Source organism: Pseudomonas sp. HP_14, assembly GCF_055283875.1.
The window spans coordinates 163,236-181,762 of record NZ_JBTOQI010000001.1; the positions used below are offsets into that span (position 1 = coordinate 163,236).

The following is an 18,527-nucleotide window of genomic DNA, read 5'->3' on the forward strand; positions in this document are numbered from 1 at the left end:
TTTTGGAGACCACCATGCTTCGCGCGTTTGAACAATGGCTCGACCCCTTCCCGCCCGATGAAGTACCGCCACCGCCTGATGGCCTGGTCCGTTTTCTGTGGGCCTGCACACGCGGCGCACGCGGCTATATCCTTGCCCTTGCGTTACTCAGTGCCGGTGTGTCGATTTACGAAGCGTGGCTCTTTTCGTTTCTCGGCCAGGTCGTGGACCTGCTGTCGACCTGGCAGGCTGGCGGCGATGCGGCCTTACAGGAAAGCCGCGTGCTGTGGGGTATCGGCATCGTATTGCTGACCAGCATCGGCCTCGTAGCGTTGCGCACTATGGTTCAGCATCAGGTATTGGCGATCAACCTGCCCTTGCGCCTGCGCTGGGATTTCCATCGACTGATGTTGCGCCAAAGCCTGTCTTTCTTTTCCGATGAGTTCTCCGGGCGAGTCACCACGAAGGTGATGCAGACTGCCCTGTCTGTGCGCGATGTGCTATTCACGATCATCGAGATCGCACCGGGGATCGGGGTTTACTTCATCGCGATCATCGCACTGGCCGGTGCCTTCGACCTGAAGCTGATGCTGCCTTTTATTGCCTGGGTGGCGTTGTTCGGTCTGGCCATGCGGTATTTCGTGCCCCGCCTGGGGAAGGTCGGCCAGGAACAGGCCAATGCGCGGTCATCGATGACCGGACGTATTTCGGACGCCTACACCAACATCACCACGGTAAAGCTGTTCTCACACTCCAAACGTGAAGCGCACTTCGCCCGCGCCGCCATGGAGGACTTCAAGCTGACCGGCTTACGCCAGATGCGTCTGGTCAGCCAGTTCGAGATCGTCAACCAGGCATTGGTAGTGGCGTTGATCATGGGCGCAGGCGGTTATGCCCTGTGGCTGTGGCATCAAGGCCAGGTTGGCACCGGCGCGGTTGCAGCAATTACCGCCATGGCGCTACGCATCAATGGCATGTCGCACTGGATCATGTGGCAAATGACCTCGCTGTTCGAGAACATCGGCACCGTACAGGACGGCATGGCCACTCTGACCCGCGGTCCCAAGGTACAGGATGCGCCGGACGCGAACGCTCTGGTGACCACGGGTGGCGAGGTCACCTTCGATAATGTCAGCTTTAACTACAACGGCGAGCGTCAGGTGCTTGATGGCCTGAGCCTGACTATTCGTCCGGGTGAAAAAATCGGCTTGGTGGGTCGTTCCGGCGCCGGTAAATCCACACTGATCAACCTGCTGTTGCGCTTCTACGACGTCGACAAAGGCGAGATTCGCATCGACGGACAAAACATCGCGCACGTCACTCAGGACAGTCTGCGCAGCGCCATCGGCATGGTCACTCAAGACACGTCCCTGCTGCACCGCTCCATTCGCGACAACATCGCCTATGGCCGTCCCGATGCGACTGACGAGCAAATCCGTACGGCGGCGGCCAATGCCCAGGCTGATGGATTTATCAGCCAGCTCAGCGACAAACAAGGTCATAGCGGCTACGACACGCTGGTGGGCGAGCGCGGCATCAAGCTTTCCGGCGGCCAGCGTCAGCGCGTCGCGATTGCCCGGGTGATGCTCAAGAATGCCCCGATCCTGCTGCTTGACGAGGCCACCAGCGCGCTGGACTCGGAGGTCGAGGTAGCCATCCAGGAAAGCCTTGATGAAATGATGGAGGGCAAGACCGTGATCGCCATCGCCCATCGTCTGTCCACGATCGCAGCCATGGACCGGCTCATCGTCATGGATGACGGACGCATCATAGAGCAAGGCACCCACGCCGAGTTGCTTGTCAGGAATGGTACCTATGCACGGCTATGGCACCACCAGAGCGGCGGGTTTCTGGGCGAGGATCAGGGCGTGGTTGAGCCCATTGAATAGCGCGCCCGTCATTTGATCTTGACCACAACTTTGCCCCTGGCCCGCCCTTTAGCCAGGTATTCGAGCGCGTCTTTTGCTTGCTCGAACGCAAAAACCTTGTCGATCACCGGACGAATCTGTTCGACTTCAAGCAACTTGGCAATCTCGCCGAGTTGACCGCCGTCGGGCCGAACGAAGAGAAAGGAATAGGTCACCCCTCTGCTTCTTGTGAGCCGCATGATCTTGCGGCTCATAAGCCCAAAGATAAAGCCAAGCAAGCTGTTCAATCCGCGTGCACGGGCGAACGCTTTATCCAAAGGGCCAACCAGCGAAACCATCTTGCCGCCAGGCTTGAGAACGTCAACGGACTTCTCGATCGCGTCGCCCCGGAGCGTTCCGAGCACCAGGTCGTAGTCACTTAGCACCGTCTCGAATGCCTGCTTCTTGTAATCGATCACCGTCTCTGCACCCAAACTGCTGACCAGTTGCACATTGGCCGTACTGGTATTGGTTGCCACTTTGGCGCCGAGATATCTCGCAAGCTGGATCGCAAAACTGCCAATGCCTCCAGAGCCGGCCGGAATAAACACTTTATCGCCCGGTTGAAGATCAGCACGTTCCTTGAACGCTTGCCACGAGGTCAGCCCGACCATCGGAATCGACGCGGCTTGCACAAAGTCCAGGTTGGCTGGTTTTAACGCAGCAGCAGTTTCCCGCACGACCGCAAACTCGGCGATTGAGCCGGTGCCGAGGTCGAACAGGCTGGCGAAGATCGCATCCCCAACCTTAAAGCGAGTCACGCTGCTACCGACCTCGGTGATCACACCAGCCAGGTCACTGCCCAGAACGGCGGGCAGCTGGAACTTCAGGACGGGCTTGAAGATGCCGGTTGGAATCATGTTGTCGATAGGATTGATCCCGGCAGCATGCACTTCGACCAACACTTCATAGGGCTTTAACGCTGGCAGTGAAACCTGAGCAAAGCCCACATCAGGGGATTTGCCGTAGCGTTTAAAAACAAGCGCTTTCATGGTGCTCTGATTCCGAATAATGTGCGGGGAAATCCCGGCAGGATAAGCGCGTCCCCTGTGTGCGTTTTTTCAAAGCCCCCTGCCGAGTGCTCCCCGCAAACAACTTCGCAGGGAGCCTGTATGTCACGAAACCAGAACCATCAGGCTTTCGGCTGATAGCGCTCGGCGGCATGGGCCTGGCGGATGTCAGACAACAAGCCCTGACGCGCTCCATCCAGTGCATCCCAGCGCTCTGCGACGTGCAGCGGTGGAATGGTGACGAGCTCACGGCGGTCGAACCCGACCAGAGCGGCATCGACCAGTTCATCAACCTCCATCACATCGGCAATGGTATTAACGTCGATTCCGGCCCTCTCCCATATTTCAGTGCGCGTCGCGGCAGGCAGAACGGCCTGCACATAAACGCCCTTGGGCGAGAGCTCAAGGTTCAAGCCTTGGGACAGGAACAGCACGAAGGCCTTGGTAGCACCATAAATCGTCATGCCGAACTCGGGTGCCAAGCCTACTACCGAGCCGATATTGATGATGGAGCCTGTACCTGACTGTGCAAAACGCGGGGCGATTGCGGCGGCCAATCGGGTCAGTGCAGTGATGTTAAGAGTGATCAGGTTCTCAATCGCCTCGGCACCCTGCTGGACGAACCCGCCCGACTGAGCCATGCCAGCGTTGTTAATAAGAATGCCAATATCAGCGTCGTCGCGCAGGCGAGCTTCAAGTGCAGTGAGGCCCGCAGCGCGGGTCAAATCGGCTTGCAGCACTTCAACTGCAACGCCGTTTTCTTCGCGCAAGTGCGCTGCCAGCGCGTCAAGGCGGGTCTTGTCACGTGCCACCAGCACCAGATTATGACCACGGCTGGCGAAGCGTTTGGCGTAGGTGGCGCCGATACCGGTAGAGGCGCCGGTGATGAGTACAGTAGCGAGCTTTGTCATGGGGGAATCCTTCAAAAATTGGGGTTCGATCAGGCGTGGTAGATAAGCGCTTCAGCCGGAAATGGTCGGATAGTCGGTATAACCTGCCGCGCCGCCGCCATAGAGCGTGGCCGGGTTGAGCTGCGCCAGTGTTGCTCCGGTTTTCAATCGCTCGACCAGATCCGGGTTGCTGATGAAAGGACGGCCAAAGGCAACGAGGTCAGCCTTGTCAGCATTCAAATGCTCAGTGGCAAGTTTCAGGTCGTAGCCGTTATTGGCCAGATAGGTCTGCTTGAAGCGACTGCGCAGTGCCGCGTAGTCGAACTCGGCCACATCACGCGGACCACCCGTTGCGCCTTCCACCACATGCAGAAAAACCACGCCCAGCGCACTGAGTTGCTCGACGATGTACTCGTACTGCGGTTGCGGGTCGCTGCTGGAAATTGCATTGGCGGGCGAAACCGGTGAGATACGCACGCCCGTGCGCCCTGCCCCGATTTCTTCAACCACGGCCGTGACCACTTCCAGCAACAGGCGTGAGCGATTTTCGATAGAGCCACCGTAGGCATCATTACGCTGGTTGGCACCGTCCTTGATGAACTGTTCCAACAGATAGCCGTTGGCTCCGTGAATTTCCACACCGTCAAAACCAGCAGCAATGGCGTTGGCCGCTGCCTGACGAAAATCGTTGACGATGCCAGGCAGTTCCGCGAGTTGAAGCGCGCGCGGCTCGGAAACATCAGCAAATTCATTGTTAACGAAGACCTTGGTCTGCGCCCGTAGCGCTGAAGGCGCGACCGGCGCTGCACCACCCGGTTGCAAGTCAACATGAGACACGCGGCCTACATGCCAAAGCTGCACAAAGATCCTTCCGCCCTCGGCATGCACGGCATCGGTGACCTTGCGCCAGCCCACGATTTGCTCAGGCGTATAAAGGCCTGGGGTGTCCTGATAGCCCTGAGCCTGCGCTGAAACTTGTGTGGCCTCGGTGATGATCAGCCCTGCCGAAGCGCGCTGGGCATAGTAAGTGGCAGCCAATTCGCCGGGGACCAGGCCCGCACCGGCACGGTTACGGGTCAATGGCGCCATGACCACACGATTGGCGAGGGTCAGGTTGCCGAGGAGATAGGGTTCGAACAGCGTTTTGTCGGACATTTGTTTTGGCTTCTGATGTGTGGATGAAGCCAATGATTACGGTCGCAATCTAAAATGTCAACGGTTTGATGTCGAGCGACATCAATGTATAGTGTCGAACTCATAACGGTACAAACTTGATTGGGTAAGCGATGAAAGTCACCAGGCAACAGGCCCAAGCGAATCGCGCACACATCGTCGAAACCGCATCGGCCCTTTTTCGGGAGCGCGGTTATGACGGGGTTGGCATTGCTGATCTGATGGCAGCGGCTGGCTTTACTCAGGGCGGTTTCTACAAACATTTCCGCTCCAAGGCTGATCTGATGGCCGAGTCAGCCAGCTGCGGCATCGCCCAGTCTGCAGCGCTGACGGCGGGTGCGTCAGTGCAGGAGTTCATTGAGGTTTATCTTTCCCGCGAGCATCGCGACAACCGCTCCACCGGTTGCACGATGGCAGCGTTATGCGCAGATGCTGCGCGTAAGGAGGACGAGGTTCGGGCTACATTTGCTGCCGGAATCGAAACCCAACTGGCGACGCTGCGAGAAGGTGCCGGGCATCCGGACGATATGGACTCTGCCCAATTACGCAAACGGCGTCTTGCCGTAATGGCGCAGGCACTCGGGGCAATCGTCCTGTCTCGTGCATGCCCGGATGACTCGATACTGGCTGATGAGATTCTCGCCGCCAGTCGCGAAGCTGTTCTGGGGTCAGTGACTCTCTCTTCCGCTCCCAACAAGAAAATGTAAACCCTTGAGTTGAAAACGCATGGCAAGGAGCTGCCGAAAGCTAACCACTTGCTGCGCTACGGCGCCGCGTCAAAGCATAAGGGCAACACTGCTGGCGAGGTCCATCACGCTACGCATAGACGGTCACGACCCGCATGCTTGGCGGTATAAAGCGCGGCATCAGCAGCACCGATCAACGCTCCGGCACTGACTTGAGGCGCGACTGCAACCGCCAGCCCCAGGCTGATAGTGACCCTGGCACCTTCGCCCAGTACCGGATGCGGAACGTTGAGTTTGGCAACTGCCGCCCGCAGAGCCTCGGCTAACGTACTGGCTTTGTTGGCATCCGCATTAATCATCAACACCAGAATCTCTTCGCCACCAAAACGGAACGTCAGCGCTCCTGTGTTTTTTGCAGTCTGCTGAATAGTTTCGCTCAGCAATCTCAGGCAGGTATCGCCCTGCGGGTGGCCATAACTGTCGTTGTAGAGTTTGAAGTGATCGATATCCAGCAGAATCGCGGCCACTTTCGTGGGCGTCTGCAAGGCGTGTTCCCAAATGGACATCAGGACTTCTTCCTGATAGCGCCGGTTGAACAATTGCGTGAGCGCATCAGTGCGGGCCATCTCCATCAATTGCACCTGCAACAAACGCCCCCTCAGCGCGAACAGGTAGCTCATGCGGCTGCCCCGTTCCAGGAAATAAGACGCCATCAACAACAGCGCCACTGTGGCGACAAACAACAGTGCATTGGCTTGCCAGATCAGGAAGTCTGCAAAATTTGCAAGATAGGTCGTCACCAACTGGATGATCAACATGACGCTCATCGCCAGCGCAGCGTAACGCAGCGGTAGCTGCTGGATCATCGTGCAATACACCATGAGCAGCAGCATCCCCAATTGATAATGAAGCCTGTAGGGGCTGTCGCTGTAGATCATGACCACCAACGGCATAAGCGACGCCAGTACAGTACCCGTCGCTGCAGCGGTTTCCAGCGACCATCGTTGCGTCAGACGCTGAACCAGCAGCAAAAGCACGATGAACAGGGGGGTAATCAGGCACAAGCGTCCGAGTGCGACGTAGGTGAATACATCCCGCAGTGTCAGCCAGTCGCTGATCAGGAACAGGTTATAAACCAGCCCTCCTCCAATACCGACGATGGTGAGGAATTGACGCCGCTGCTCAAGTGTTTCTGCTTCGTAGCGTTGTTCAAGATCGTCGCTGAAGCGCAACGCACGCACGCCTGAGACGATGGTCTGCTCGACCTCGATCAGCGTTTGAGGATCTTTGGAGCTGGGGCGATCCAAGAGGGTATTCAGCATGCGGCACCGCAACGGCAAAAAGGAATCGGTTGGGATAGCTCGATTGAAACCTCTTGCTATCCAGATAACGGCAGCGACCGGCAAAAGCGATCGCTCCGTTTACGCGTTATGAGTGCCAGTGATCACGTTCTACATTTTGAAACGTGACACCACCATTCGTAGTTCGCCAGCCAACGTCGACAACTCGTTAGCGGTGACCGCGTTATCTTCGATCTCTTCCCTGAGTGCCTCGCTCCCATTACGAATCTCAGTCACATTGCGATTGATGTCTTCGGACACCGAATGCTGCTGCACCGCAGCACTGGCGATCTGGGTGTTCATGCCGACAATCCGGTCAACACCGTTATTGATTTCATCAAGGCTGGCCGCAGCCAGGTCAGCAGACGCAATACAATCCTGCGCTCTGTGCCTGCCCGCTTTCATTTGCTCTACTGCCGCCGTGGTTGCAAGTTGCAACTCTTGAATAATCCGACGAATTTCTTCGGTCGAATTCTGCGTACGCGATGCCAGGGTCCGGACCTCGTCAGCAACCACTGCGAAGCCGCGGCCTTGCTCACCAGCGCGGGCAGCTTCGATGGCAGCATTGAGCGCCAACAGATTGGTTTGATCAGCAATGTTGCGGATCACCTCGATCACGCCGCCGATTTCCTGGCTGTGCAGGGCAAGCGCAGACACTTTCTCAGCGCTGGCTTCAACTTCACTGGCCAGCTCTTCAACTGTCAACCGGGTGTCGCGCATCACCGCCAGACCAGTATTAGAAGCCTGGCTGGCTTGCTCCGCAGCTCGAGCGGCACCCTCGGTATTTTGCGCAACGTCTGCAACGCTTGCGGTCATCTCGTTGATCGCCGTGGCGACTTGCTCAGTCTCACCCTGCTGGGAACCCATTGACTGCCTGGCGCGATCAATCGACAAGCCCAGGCGTTGAGCGGCTTCCGATACGGACTGCGAGCTCTGCTCAACCTGAGTCAACGACGTGCTGAACGATTGCGCCATATGGTTGAGGCCATTACCGATGTCTGCCATCTCATCTTTACCCTGCACTTTCGCGCGGGCCGTGAGATCGCCTTGGGCAATAAGCTGCGTGGCACTCAGCACACCGTCGATGGCACGCCGCATTGAGGTGTAAATACCAGCGAATGAATAGATCAGCAGCAGGCCGATAAGGGCCAGGCCGCCCAGTATGAACGCTCTGTCTGCTGTTTTTTCGCCGACTCGCTGTTCCAGCAGTTCAGACAGTGACTCCTGAAGCATGTCCTGCGCCTTATACAAGTCGGCCACGACAGCGTTGCCTTTTGCTGGCAGGTCTTGCACGCCGCTGATGGTGTCGCTCGTCGAGCGTATCAACGCTTCAATGTCGTTGCGAAAACTGTCCAGATTCGCCAGCGCGTTGGTTACCGGCTGTTGAATGCTGTCAGCGAGAGCGGGTTCCCTGCGTCGCAAAAGACCGATGCTCTGTTGGAGTTCTGTGCGTATCTGGGCTTCTTGCTTTAGCAACGACTGCAATGAAGAACGAGTGCTGTCACTTAATGGTTGCCCATTGCGCAACCCACTGGCCAAGCCTCGTAGCTGGCCCACGATATTGATTTGTCGAGGCAACCTGAGCGTGCTTTGGTCAATCATGAACAGCGACGCGTAATCTTCATCCAGCACCATGCCGGAAGTGGCTGAAACGAAATAGATGAAATTCAATGTCTGAGTCAGTTGCTCGTTCCACTCATCGAACGCTTTCATCTGATTGGCATCAGGTTTGGCCTGATCGACGAGTCGCTGAGCCCCCGAGCGCAAACGCTGCACGCGGTCGCCGGTTTCCAGCGTCACATTGTATTGCCGGTCAGTAGACTCAAGCTTTGAAAAAGCGTCCTGAAGCTTCGTCTGGTTGGCAGCGAAATCAACTTGAGCAGTGGAGTCACCACTCAACAATCGGTTGGTCAGCGCACGCTGCATCATCGACAGGCGAAGGACAGGCGTGACATCCATCAAGTAGCGCTGGCCTAGTTGCTCTGAACGCACCCCTTCAATGCTGTCATTGATCTGGTGAACTATTCGTGCAGCAAGGAGTGAAAGCGCAATCAGGACGATGAAGGCAAGCAGTGCGAATTTTGCAGGAAAACGTAGACGGCTGGACAGGTAAACGGCAGGAGCAAGGATGTTCATAGGATTCTCACAGCCCTTATTGGGGCGATTTTTTAGTGAAGGTGAGAACAATCCGTTTCTCTAATAAGCAGGGACTTCTTTGACCCCTTTGCAACGCACTTGATAGCGTGACACTACGAGCGCCATTCGATAATGGCCATGAGACATCATCAAAGTCAAAGCTCCGACTCGTAAGGCCTGCAGAAAGTTGCGTGGATATTTTCTGTTTCGGCAATATTTCGATTTTTATTGAGCTTTAGCGACGAGTGGCGATGTGCCACTCCGAAATCTGTTGCCGGGTGACACGTTTCCCGTGGCGAAGCATTCGCTACAGCCAGCGTTATACCTCCCCGCCTATTATCAGGTTATTTCATACATATAATTCACATAATGCCCTTAAAGAATAATATCAATATTCCAAAATAGCATTTCCAACACTTTTGTTATGCAAATAACATCCAGCGCAGACGACATCGTTTCAGGCATCACAACCTCTATCAGACCAACCAATCTGCACCCTCACCACGGGCCAGTGCCAGTTCAATGGACACCGCCCGACATGACAAAGACGCTTGCAGCAAGCGCTGCCAAAACGTTCCCGCTTTCAACACTCACCGCTGCTTTGTTGCTCGGGGCATTCTCGCCCCTCGTCGAGGCCGACACTGATGAATCGAGGCTCAGCACCGTTACGGTGATCTCCACCGGCGTACGTGGACAACAGCGGACAGTGGCAGACAGTCCTGCGCCTATTGACATCATCAACAGTGATCAACTGCTAAAAACGGGCCGCGCAGAACTCTCTGAAGCGATCGCCAAACTGCTTCCCTCCTTCAATTTCGGCACCAATATCGCGGGCTACAACTCGGTGACCCGGCCGCTGAGCAATCGAAGTCTGGGGCCGGCTTACACGCTGGTACTGGTCAACGGCAAGCGGCGGCACAATGGCGCAGTGGGTCAGCGAGGCTCTATCGATAACAGCGGTGCCAACGCAGTGGATATCGATCTGATCCCGGTCAGCGCCGTGGACCATATCGAAGTGCTCAAGGACAGCGCTGCCGCTCAGTATGGTTCTGACGCAGTTGCTGGCGTGATCAACATTATTCTCAAGGCCGGTGATTCCGGCGGGCACTATGAAAGCACCTACGGCAAGCTATTCTCGGGCGCTGGAGAAACCCTGAAGATTGCAGGTGACCAAGGCTTCACCCTTGGCGAAAAAGGCTTTTTCCACTTTTCAGCGGATGCCCGCAAACGAGGTGAAGCCTCCTGGAACGACAAGGCGGACAGTAGCGTTCGGGCGTTCAGCGACCCGGCAAAAGAAGCGTCCTGGGACCGCGTGGCCATCAAGAACGGCGATCCGGATTTGAAGGCCTTTAACCTCGCTTACAACGCCGAATTACCGCTGGAAGATCTGACGTTGTACTCCTTCACCACCTATGGCGAGCGCGACGCAGAGGCAGCTAACTATTTTCGCCTCCCCACCGGCACGGCATCGGTGCCCGAAGTGTTCCCCGACGGTTACTACCCGTTGAACAACATCAAGGATACCGATTACCAGTTTCTGTTCGGTGGCAAGGGTGAGGCCGCCGACTGGAACTGGGACCTGAGCACCACCTACGGACGGAACAACGTTCACCACTCCAGCGACTTGAATATCAATCCGTCACTGGGCACGGCGTCGCCGACCAAATTCGACAATCTGGCGACTTTCCGCTTTGAGCAATGGGTTAACAACCTGGACTTCACCCGTCGCTACGACAGCCTGTTTCAGCTGACCCCACCTGTGCAAGTATCAGCGGGGCTGGAACATCGCTGGGAACGTTTCAGCACCTTCGCGGGTGCTCCGCAAGCCTATATTACCGGCACCTACCCTGCCGCCTCTGGCGCTCAGGCGGCCGTGACCATTCGCCCGGAGGATGAGGTCAACCTGATTCGCAACAACTATGCGGGCTACCTGGACCTTGGCTTTGATCTGACGGATCGCTGGTTTCTCGACGTCGCGGGGCGGGTTGAACATTACGACGACGATTCAGGCAATACCTTTGGCCTGAAAGTGAACTCCCGTTACGAACTGACCGATACGGTTGCCGTACGTGGCACTGTCGGCACCGGCTTTCGTGCCCCTTCCCTGACCCAGATCGGCTATACGGTTGCGGACAATCGGGTCGCTGTCGATGTGAACGGTAACGTGGTCCCGGCCGTGACCCGCCTGACCCCGTCAGGCAGCAACCTGGCCGCAGCGTTGGGCGGCGATGATCTGAAACCGGAGAAGTCGCGCAACCTCGGGCTGGGATTGACCTGGCAGCCGGCACCGCGAACCAGTGTTACGGCGGATGCTTACCTGATCGACATTGATGATCGAATTGCACTGACCAGCAACATTTATGATCAGGGCAACGGGGTGATCAACGGCATCCTCACCGCTCAAGGCGTTCCCAGTGGAACGTGGGTCAACTATTACACCAACGCATTCGACACCCGTACGCGGGGTCTGGATATCGTTGCCGACCACACTACCCCGCTGGATGCCTGGGGGGAGGTGCGCTGGAGCCTAGGCTTCAACTGGAACAAAACCACTATTGAAGGCGTGCGTGATACGCCTGCTGCGCTGGCCAGTTCCGGTGTCACCCTGGTAGGTCGTGATCGCGAAGGCGATCTGACCGAAGCATCACCCAAGACCAAATGGATACTGGGCGCCAACTGGAAGGTCGATGACCTGGCGGTAAACCTGCAGACCAGCCGATACGGCGCAGTCAAGACACTGGCCGTCAATCCCAGTGGCGATCGTAGCTTTGGCGCCAAGTGGATAACCGATCTGGACGTCAGCTACACCTTTATTGATCAACTGACGGTAAGCATCGGCGGGACCAACATCTTTGACGTGCGGCCATCAAAAAATGCGGTTTACAGCAACCTCGGCCTGGCACCGTATGGCAACCCGCCGTTCTATCCGGGTGGCGGTTACTGGTACACCAAGCTGGCTTATGATTTTTGATTCGACCCCGCCATCCTTGTTGGAGCGAGGCTTGCCCGCGAAGAACGATTTCCCGGTAAAGCTGATACACCGCAGCGACTGATTCGCGGGCAAGCCTCGCTCCAACGGACTAGCCGGGCTATATGGGGGATTCTATGTTTGCCTGCAATCCCGAAGGACCGGCCGGGCGGCGCTCCGCTTTAACCGGTCCTACGCAAAAGCAAGCTCATGTGGGAGCTGAGCTTGCTCGCGATGAACGATTACGCGGTGTGGCTACTGGCTGCGTCTCATGCATCGCGAGCAAGCTCAGCGCCTACAGTGAATGGCTTGCAAAATTCTCGCCTGCAGCGCAATGCTGTGAACCGCTGGATTGTTACGCCTGCCGAGATACTCAATATCATTCCGAATGATATTAACTTTTGTTTCATTCGATTCGTGCAATACAACCCTCAAGAACAGAATCCGCCCATCTTAATATTCCGGCGGACATTCCCATGGCTCAGAAATTCAATCAATTGCGCTTTCCACTCGCCGCGTTGGCGCTGGTGGTGATAAGCGCTTGCGGCGGAGCGCCTGAAGCGACGGTCGCGCCTGCGGCAGCCAAAGTCAGCGTTGCCAAGGTTCTGGAACAACCCGTCAACGAGTGGGATGAGTTCACCGGCCGCCTCGAAGCCCCCGAAACCGTAGAGATTCGCCCTCGCGTATCCGGTCAGATCGATGCCGTAGCCTTCACTGATGGCGCGCTGGTCAAGAAAGGCGACGTGCTGTTCCAGATCGACCCTCGCCCGTTCCAGTCAGAAGTGCGCCGCCTTGAAGCACAACTGCAGCAAGTTCGCGCGACGGCAACCCGCAGTGAAAACGAAGCCCAGCGTGGTGAGCGCCTGCGGACCAACAACGCTATCTCCGCTGAACTGGCTGATTCGCGCACCACCACTGCACAAGAAGCCCGTGCCGGTGTAGCGGCCATTCAGGCCCAGCTGGACCTGGCAAAACTCAACCTGAGCTTCACCCGCGTGACGTCGCCTATCAGTGGTCGCGTCAGCCGCGCCGAAATCACGGCCGGTAACATCGTAACCGCCGACGTGACGCCGTTGACCAGCGTGGTTTCCACCGACAAGGTTTACGCCTACTTCGACGCCGATGAGCGTGTCTTCCTTAAATACACGGAGCTGGCTCGCAAAGGCCAACGTGGCCAGACCACTCCGGTGTACCTGGGGCTTTCCAATGAAGTTGGCAACCCACACCAGGGCCAGATGAACTTCGTCGACAACCAGGTCAACCCGCGTACCGGCACCATTCGCGGTCGCGCTGTATTCGACAACAGCGACGGCAGCTTCACCCCGGGCCTGTACGCACGGGTCAAACTGGTTGGCAGCGGTACCTATTCCGCGGTGCTGATCAACGATGAAGCGGTCGGCACTGATCTGGGCAAGAAATTTGTGCTGGTCATGGACAAGGACAACAAGCCCTCTTACCGCCCGGTTGAGCTGGGGCCAAAAGTGGAAGGTTTGCGCATCGTGCGTAGCGGCCTGAGCAAAGACGACACCATCGTCGTCAAGGGCCTGCAACGTGTGCGTCCAGGCCAGCCGGTTACCCCGGAAGTCACTCCGATGGCCAGCGCCGAGACACTCGCCGCGCTACTCAAACAACGCCAGGCTCTGGAAGCCAGCAACTTGCCGCAAGTGAAGCCTAAAGCACCTGAAAAAGTTGCCGGCATCGCCGCGCCACGCGGTTAAGGGAAACCACTGATGAACTTCTCTCAATTCTTTATCTCGCGTCCGATCTTCGCGGCAGTGCTGTCGCTGTTGATCCTGATCGCCGGGTCGATTTCACTCTTCCAGTTACCGATCAGTGAATACCCCGAAGTCGTACCGCCAACCGTGGTCGTTCGCGCCAACTTCCCGGGGGCCAACCCCAAGGTGATCGGCGAAACCGTCGCGGCTCCGCTGGAGCAGGCGATTACCGGTGTCGAAAACATGCTGTACATGTCTTCGCAATCCACCGCCGACGGCAAGATTACCCTGACCATCACTTTCGCGCTGGGTACTGACCTGGATAACGCGCAGGTACAGGTTCAGAACCGCGTGACCCGAACCGAGCCGAAACTGCCCGAAGAAGTGACGCGAATCGGTATCACCGTGGACAAGGCGTCGCCCGATCTGACGATGGTGGTCCACCTGACCTCGCCGGATAAACGTTACGACATGCTTTACCTGTCCAACTACGCCATCCTCAACATCAAGGACGAGCTGGCTCGCCTTGGCGGTGTCGGTGACGTGCAGTTGTTCGGTATGGGCGATTACTCGTTGCGAGTCTGGCTGGATCCAAACAAGACGGCGTCGCGTAATCTGACCGCGACCGACGTTGTAAACGCTATTCGCGAGCAGAACCGTCAGGTCGCTGCGGGCCAGTTGGGCGCACCGCCCTCGCCTAGCGCTACCAGCTTCCAGATGTCAGTGAACACTCAGGGCCGTCTGGTCAGCGAAGAAGAATTTGAAAACATCGTGATTCGCTCCGGCGCCGATGGCGAAATCACTCGTCTGCGTGATGTCGCGCGCATCGAACTGGGTTCCAACCAGTACGCCTTGCGCTCATTGCTGGATAACCAGCCTGCTGTGGCGATTCCAATCTTCCAGCGACCTGGCTCCAACGCCATCGACATCTCTAACGACGTTCGGGCGAAGATGACCGAGCTGAAACAAAACTTCCCTGAAGGCATGGATTTCAGCATCGTTTACGACCCGACGATCTTTGTTCGCGGCTCGATTGAAGCGGTTATTCATACCCTGTTCGAAGCGTTGATTCTGGTTGTGCTGGTGGTGATCCTGTTCCTGCAGACATGGCGTGCTTCGATCATTCCATTGGCTGCGGTACCGGTATCGCTGATCGGTACGTTCGCCGTGATGCACATGTTCGGCTTCTCACTCAACGCGCTATCGCTGTTCGGACTGGTTCTGGCCATCGGTATCGTGGTCGACGACGCCATCGTGGTGGTGGAAAACGTCGAGCGAAACATCGGACTCGGGCTGACCCCGGTCGAAGCCACCAAACGGGCCATGAAAGAAGTGACAGGGCCAATCATCGCCACGGCACTGGTGCTGTGTGCGGTGTTCATCCCGGCCGCGTTCATCTCCGGATTGACGGGGCAGTTCTATAAGCAGTTTGCCCTGACGATTGCGATTTCCACGGTGATTTCGGCCTTCAACTCCCTGACTCTTTCTCCGGCGCTGTCAGCCGTGCTGCTCAAGGCTCACGACGCGCCAAAGGATCGTTTCTCGCGCGGCCTCGACAAGATATTCGGCGGTTGGTTGTTCCGACCGTTCAACCGCGTGTTCGAACGCGCCAGTAACAGCTATGTAGGAATCGTCGGTCGAGTGATCCGCAGCAGCGGCATTGCCCTGGTGCTTTACGGCGGCCTGATGGTGCTGACCTACTTCGGTTTCGCCACCACACCGACAGGCTTCGTGCCGCCTCAGGACAAACAGTATCTGGTGGCTTTCGCCCAACTGCCGGACGCGGCCAGCCTGGACCGCACCGAAGACGTTATCAAACGCATGTCCGACATTGCCTTGAAACAGGAAGGTGTTGAAAGTGCGGTAGCGTTCCCTGGCCTGTCCATTAACGGTTTCACGAATAGCCCGAACGCCGGCATCGTGTTTGTGACCCTCAAGCCTTTTGAAGACCGTAAAGAAGCCAGCCTGTCGGCGGGTGCCATCGCGGGTGCATTGAACGGCAAGTTTGGCGAGATCCAGGACGCCTACATGGCGATCTTCCCGCCACCACCGGTACAAGGTCTGGGCACCATCGGCGGTTTCCGCCTGCAGATCGAAGACCGTGGCAACCTCGGTTACGACGAGTTGTACAAAGAGACGATGAACATCATCGCCAAGAGCCACAGCGTGCCGGAGCTGGCCGGGCTGTTCACCAGTTACACGGTGAACGTGCCGCAAGTCGATGCTGCCATTGACCGTGAAAAAGCCAAGACCCACGGCGTGGCCATCAGCGACATTTTCGACACCCTTCAGGTGTATCTGGGCTCGCTGTACGCCAACGACTTCAACCGTTTCGGTCGTACTTATCAGGTCAACGTTCAGGCTGAACAACAGTTCCGTCAGGATGCCGACCAGATTGGTCAGCTCAAGGTCCGCAACAACCTTGGCGAGATGATTCCACTGGCGACCTTTATCAAAGTCAGCGATACCGCTGGCCCTGATCGCGTCATGCATTACAACGGCTTCATCACGGCTGAAATCAACGGCGCTGCGGCTCCGGGTTACAGCTCGGGCCAGGCTCAGGCGGCGGTGGAAAAACTGCTCAAGGACGAACTGCCTAATGGCATGACCTATGAGTGGACCGAGATCACGTATCAGCAAATCCTGTCAGGCAATACCGCGCTGCTGGTTTTCCCGCTGTGCGTACTGCTGGCCTTCCTGGTGCTGGCTGCTCAGTACGAAAGCTGGAGCCTACCACTGGCGGTGATTCTGATCGTACCGATGACACTGCTGTCGGCCATCACTGGTGTGATCCTGTCCGGTAGCGACAACAACATCTTTACCCAGATCGGACTGATCGTATTGGTGGGACTGGCCTGTAAGAACGCGATCCTTATCGTCGAATTCGCCAAGGACAAGCAAAGCGAGGGCATGTCGCCGCTGGAAGCCGTACTGGAAGCGTGCCGTCTGCGTCTGCGTCCGATCCTGATGACCTCCTTCGCGTTCATCATGGGGGTTGTGCCACTGGTGTTCTCCAGCGGTGCCGGTGCAGAAATGCGTCACGCCATGGGTGTAGCGGTGTTCTCGGGGATGCTCGGGGTGACTTTCTTCGGCTTGCTGCTGACACCGGTGTTCTACGTGCTGATTCGTAACTTCGTCGAGCGCAAAGAGGCGCGCAAGGCAGCCAAGGCACAGAGCCTGCAAACCCTGAACCCGGAGGCGCATTGATGAATTCGTTAAAGCTGTTCATGCCGAGCCTGCTGGTTCTCGCACTGGCGGCCTGTGCGGTCGGCCCTGATTACAAGGCACCCGATACCGCTGCAGCCAAGGTCGCTTCGGCGGAGAAAGGTAATTATGACCGCAGCCATCAGCAAACCGTCTGGTGGCAGCAATTCGACGACCCGACGCTTAATCAGTTGGTCGCAAAGTCGCTCAACGACAACCGCGAACTGCGCGTCGCCTTCGCCCGCCTCAAAGCGGCCCGGGCGATCCGCGATGATGTCAGCAATGACGCCATGCCCGTGGTGACCAGCCGGGTCAGCAGTGATCTCGGCAAAGGCCAGCAACCTGGCATCACCGAGCGCCGGGTCAGCAGTGAACGTTACGATCTGGGCCTGGACATGGCCTGGGAACTGGACCTGTTTGGGCGGATCCAGCGTGAACTGGAAGCCAGCGAAGCCGATCAGGACGTTGCCGAGGCCAATCTGTATCAGCTTCAGGTCACCCTGATCGCTGAAGTGGTAGATGCCTATGGCCAGTTGCGCGGTGCGCAGCTACGTGAAGGCATTGCCCGGGAAAACCTGAAAAACCAGCAGGAATCCCGCGGTGTTACCGAGCAACTGCGCGATGCCGGTGTGGGTAACGAACTTGATGTCGTGAGAGCGGACGCCCGCCTCGCCGCCGTCGAAGCTTCGGTCCCACAACTGCAAGCTGAGCAGGTTCGTCAGCGTAATCGCATTGCGACTTTGCTCGGTGAACGCCCGGAAAGCCTGAGTGTTGATCTGAGCCCGGCGAAACTGCCCGCCATTGCCAAAGCACTGCCCATTGGTGATCCGACGCAGTTACTGCGTCAGCGTCCAGACATTCGCTCGGCAGAGCGCCAACTGGCCTCCTCGACTGCGCGGATTGGTGTCGCAACCGCTGATTTGTTCCCTCGAGTCAGCCTGAGTGGTTTTCTGGGCTTCACCGCGGGACGTGGGTCGCAGATCGGCTCCTCAGCCGCACGGGCATGGTCGTTAGGGCCGAGCATATCCTGGGCAGCTTTTGATCTGGGCAGCGTGCGAGCGCGAATCCGGGGCGCCGATGCAGATGCTGAAGGCGCGCTGGCCAACTACGAGCAGCAAGTGCTATTGGCACTGGAAGAGTCGGAGAATGCGTTCAGCGACTATGACAAACGTCAGCAGCGTCTGGTCTCTCTGATCCGGCAAAGTGAAGCCAGTCGTGCGGCTGCCAGCCTGGCGTCGATCCAGTATCGCGAAGGCACCGCAGATTTCCTGGTCCTGCTGGACGCGGAGCGCGAGCGTCTGGCGGCCGAGGACTCACAGGCTCAGGCTGAGATTGAGCTGTATCACGGCATTGTCGCTATCTATAAAGCACTGGGCGGAGGTTGGCAGCCACAGGCTTGATGGATTGAATGCTTGAACCAGGAAGCCCCGATTTCGGGGCTTTTTGGTGTCTGGCGTCTAGTGATATGTACCCATAAATCACTAAATGTAAGAGCTATAGATACCGGTCACTCAACATA

Annotated in this window: 11 protein-coding genes and 1 pseudogene; 6 read left to right on the top strand and 6 right to left on the bottom strand. The window is 57.3% G+C overall.

What is annotated here, in order from left to right; translation table 11 throughout:
- Positions 1-14: 14 nt before the first annotated feature.
- Positions 15-1,868: an ABC transporter ATP-binding protein gene (locus tag ACYASS_RS00675; RefSeq protein ID WP_463584659.1), complete on the top strand. Its 1,854-nt coding sequence runs from the start codon at positions 15-17 to the stop codon at positions 1,866-1,868.
- Between the two features lie 8 nt (positions 1,869-1,876).
- Here the strand turns inward: ACYASS_RS00675 and ACYASS_RS00680 are convergent, their stop codons facing one another.
- From ACYASS_RS00680 to ACYASS_RS00690, 3 genes are all read right to left on the bottom strand, one after another.
- Complete coding sequence (locus tag ACYASS_RS00680; RefSeq protein ID WP_463584660.1) at positions 1,877-2,878, bottom strand: NADP-dependent oxidoreductase; 1,002 nt, start codon at positions 2,876-2,878, stop codon at positions 1,877-1,879.
- Positions 2,879-3,018: 140 nt separating this feature from the next.
- Positions 3,019-3,807 carry an SDR family NAD(P)-dependent oxidoreductase gene (locus ACYASS_RS00685; RefSeq protein WP_463584661.1) on the bottom strand — a complete coding sequence of 263 codons (789 nt, stop codon included), beginning with the start codon at positions 3,805-3,807 and terminating at the stop codon, positions 3,019-3,021.
- 51 nt (positions 3,808-3,858) lie between these two features.
- Complete coding sequence (locus ACYASS_RS00690) at positions 3,859-4,941, bottom strand: alkene reductase (protein WP_463584662.1); 1,083 nt, start codon at positions 4,939-4,941, stop codon at positions 3,859-3,861.
- A gap of 131 nt (positions 4,942-5,072) precedes the next feature.
- Between ACYASS_RS00690 and ACYASS_RS00695 the strand changes: the two genes are divergently transcribed.
- Positions 5,073-5,666, top strand: a complete 594-nt coding sequence (locus ACYASS_RS00695; RefSeq protein ID WP_463584663.1) for a TetR/AcrR family transcriptional regulator — start codon at positions 5,073-5,075, stop codon at positions 5,664-5,666.
- A gap of 104 nt (positions 5,667-5,770) precedes the next feature.
- Here the strand turns inward: ACYASS_RS00695 and ACYASS_RS00700 are convergent, their stop codons facing one another.
- From ACYASS_RS00700 to ACYASS_RS00710, 3 genes and pseudogenes are all read right to left on the bottom strand, one after another.
- Positions 5,771-6,967, bottom strand: a complete 1,197-nt coding sequence (locus ACYASS_RS00700) for a GGDEF domain-containing protein (RefSeq protein WP_463584664.1) — start codon at positions 6,965-6,967, stop codon at positions 5,771-5,773.
- A gap of 129 nt (positions 6,968-7,096) precedes the next feature.
- The gene (locus ACYASS_RS00705) at positions 7,097-7,960 is read right to left on the bottom strand and encodes a methyl-accepting chemotaxis protein (RefSeq protein WP_463584882.1); all 864 of its coding nucleotides are present in this window, start codon (positions 7,958-7,960) and stop codon (positions 7,097-7,099) included.
- Positions 7,961-9,121: pseudogene (locus tag ACYASS_RS00710) on the bottom strand (HAMP domain-containing protein); the annotation flags it as partial. It abuts the gene before it with no gap.
- Between the two features lie 538 nt (positions 9,122-9,659).
- Between ACYASS_RS00710 and ACYASS_RS00715 the strand changes: the two are divergent.
- From ACYASS_RS00715 to ACYASS_RS00730, 4 genes are all read left to right on the top strand, one after another.
- Positions 9,660-12,092, top strand: coding sequence for a TonB-dependent receptor plug domain-containing protein (locus ACYASS_RS00715; protein WP_463584665.1), 2,433 nt, complete (start codon positions 9,660-9,662; stop codon positions 12,090-12,092).
- Between the two features lie 473 nt (positions 12,093-12,565).
- Positions 12,566-13,807 carry a multidrug efflux RND transporter periplasmic adaptor subunit MexE gene (mexE, locus tag ACYASS_RS00720; RefSeq protein ID WP_243247592.1) on the top strand — a complete coding sequence of 414 codons (1,242 nt, stop codon included), beginning with the start codon at positions 12,566-12,568 and terminating at the stop codon, positions 13,805-13,807.
- Between the two features lie 12 nt (positions 13,808-13,819).
- Positions 13,820-17,011 (top strand): efflux RND transporter permease subunit, encoded by a 3,192-nt coding sequence (locus ACYASS_RS00725; protein ID WP_463584666.1) that lies wholly within the window; start codon positions 13,820-13,822, stop codon positions 17,009-17,011.
- On the top strand, positions 17,011-18,408 hold the full coding sequence (locus tag ACYASS_RS00730; protein ID WP_463584667.1) for an efflux transporter outer membrane subunit: 1,398 nt from the start codon (positions 17,011-17,013) through the stop codon (positions 18,406-18,408). Before ACYASS_RS00725 ends, ACYASS_RS00730 begins: the two co-directional genes overlap by 1 nt.
- Positions 18,409-18,527 lie beyond the last annotated feature (119 nt).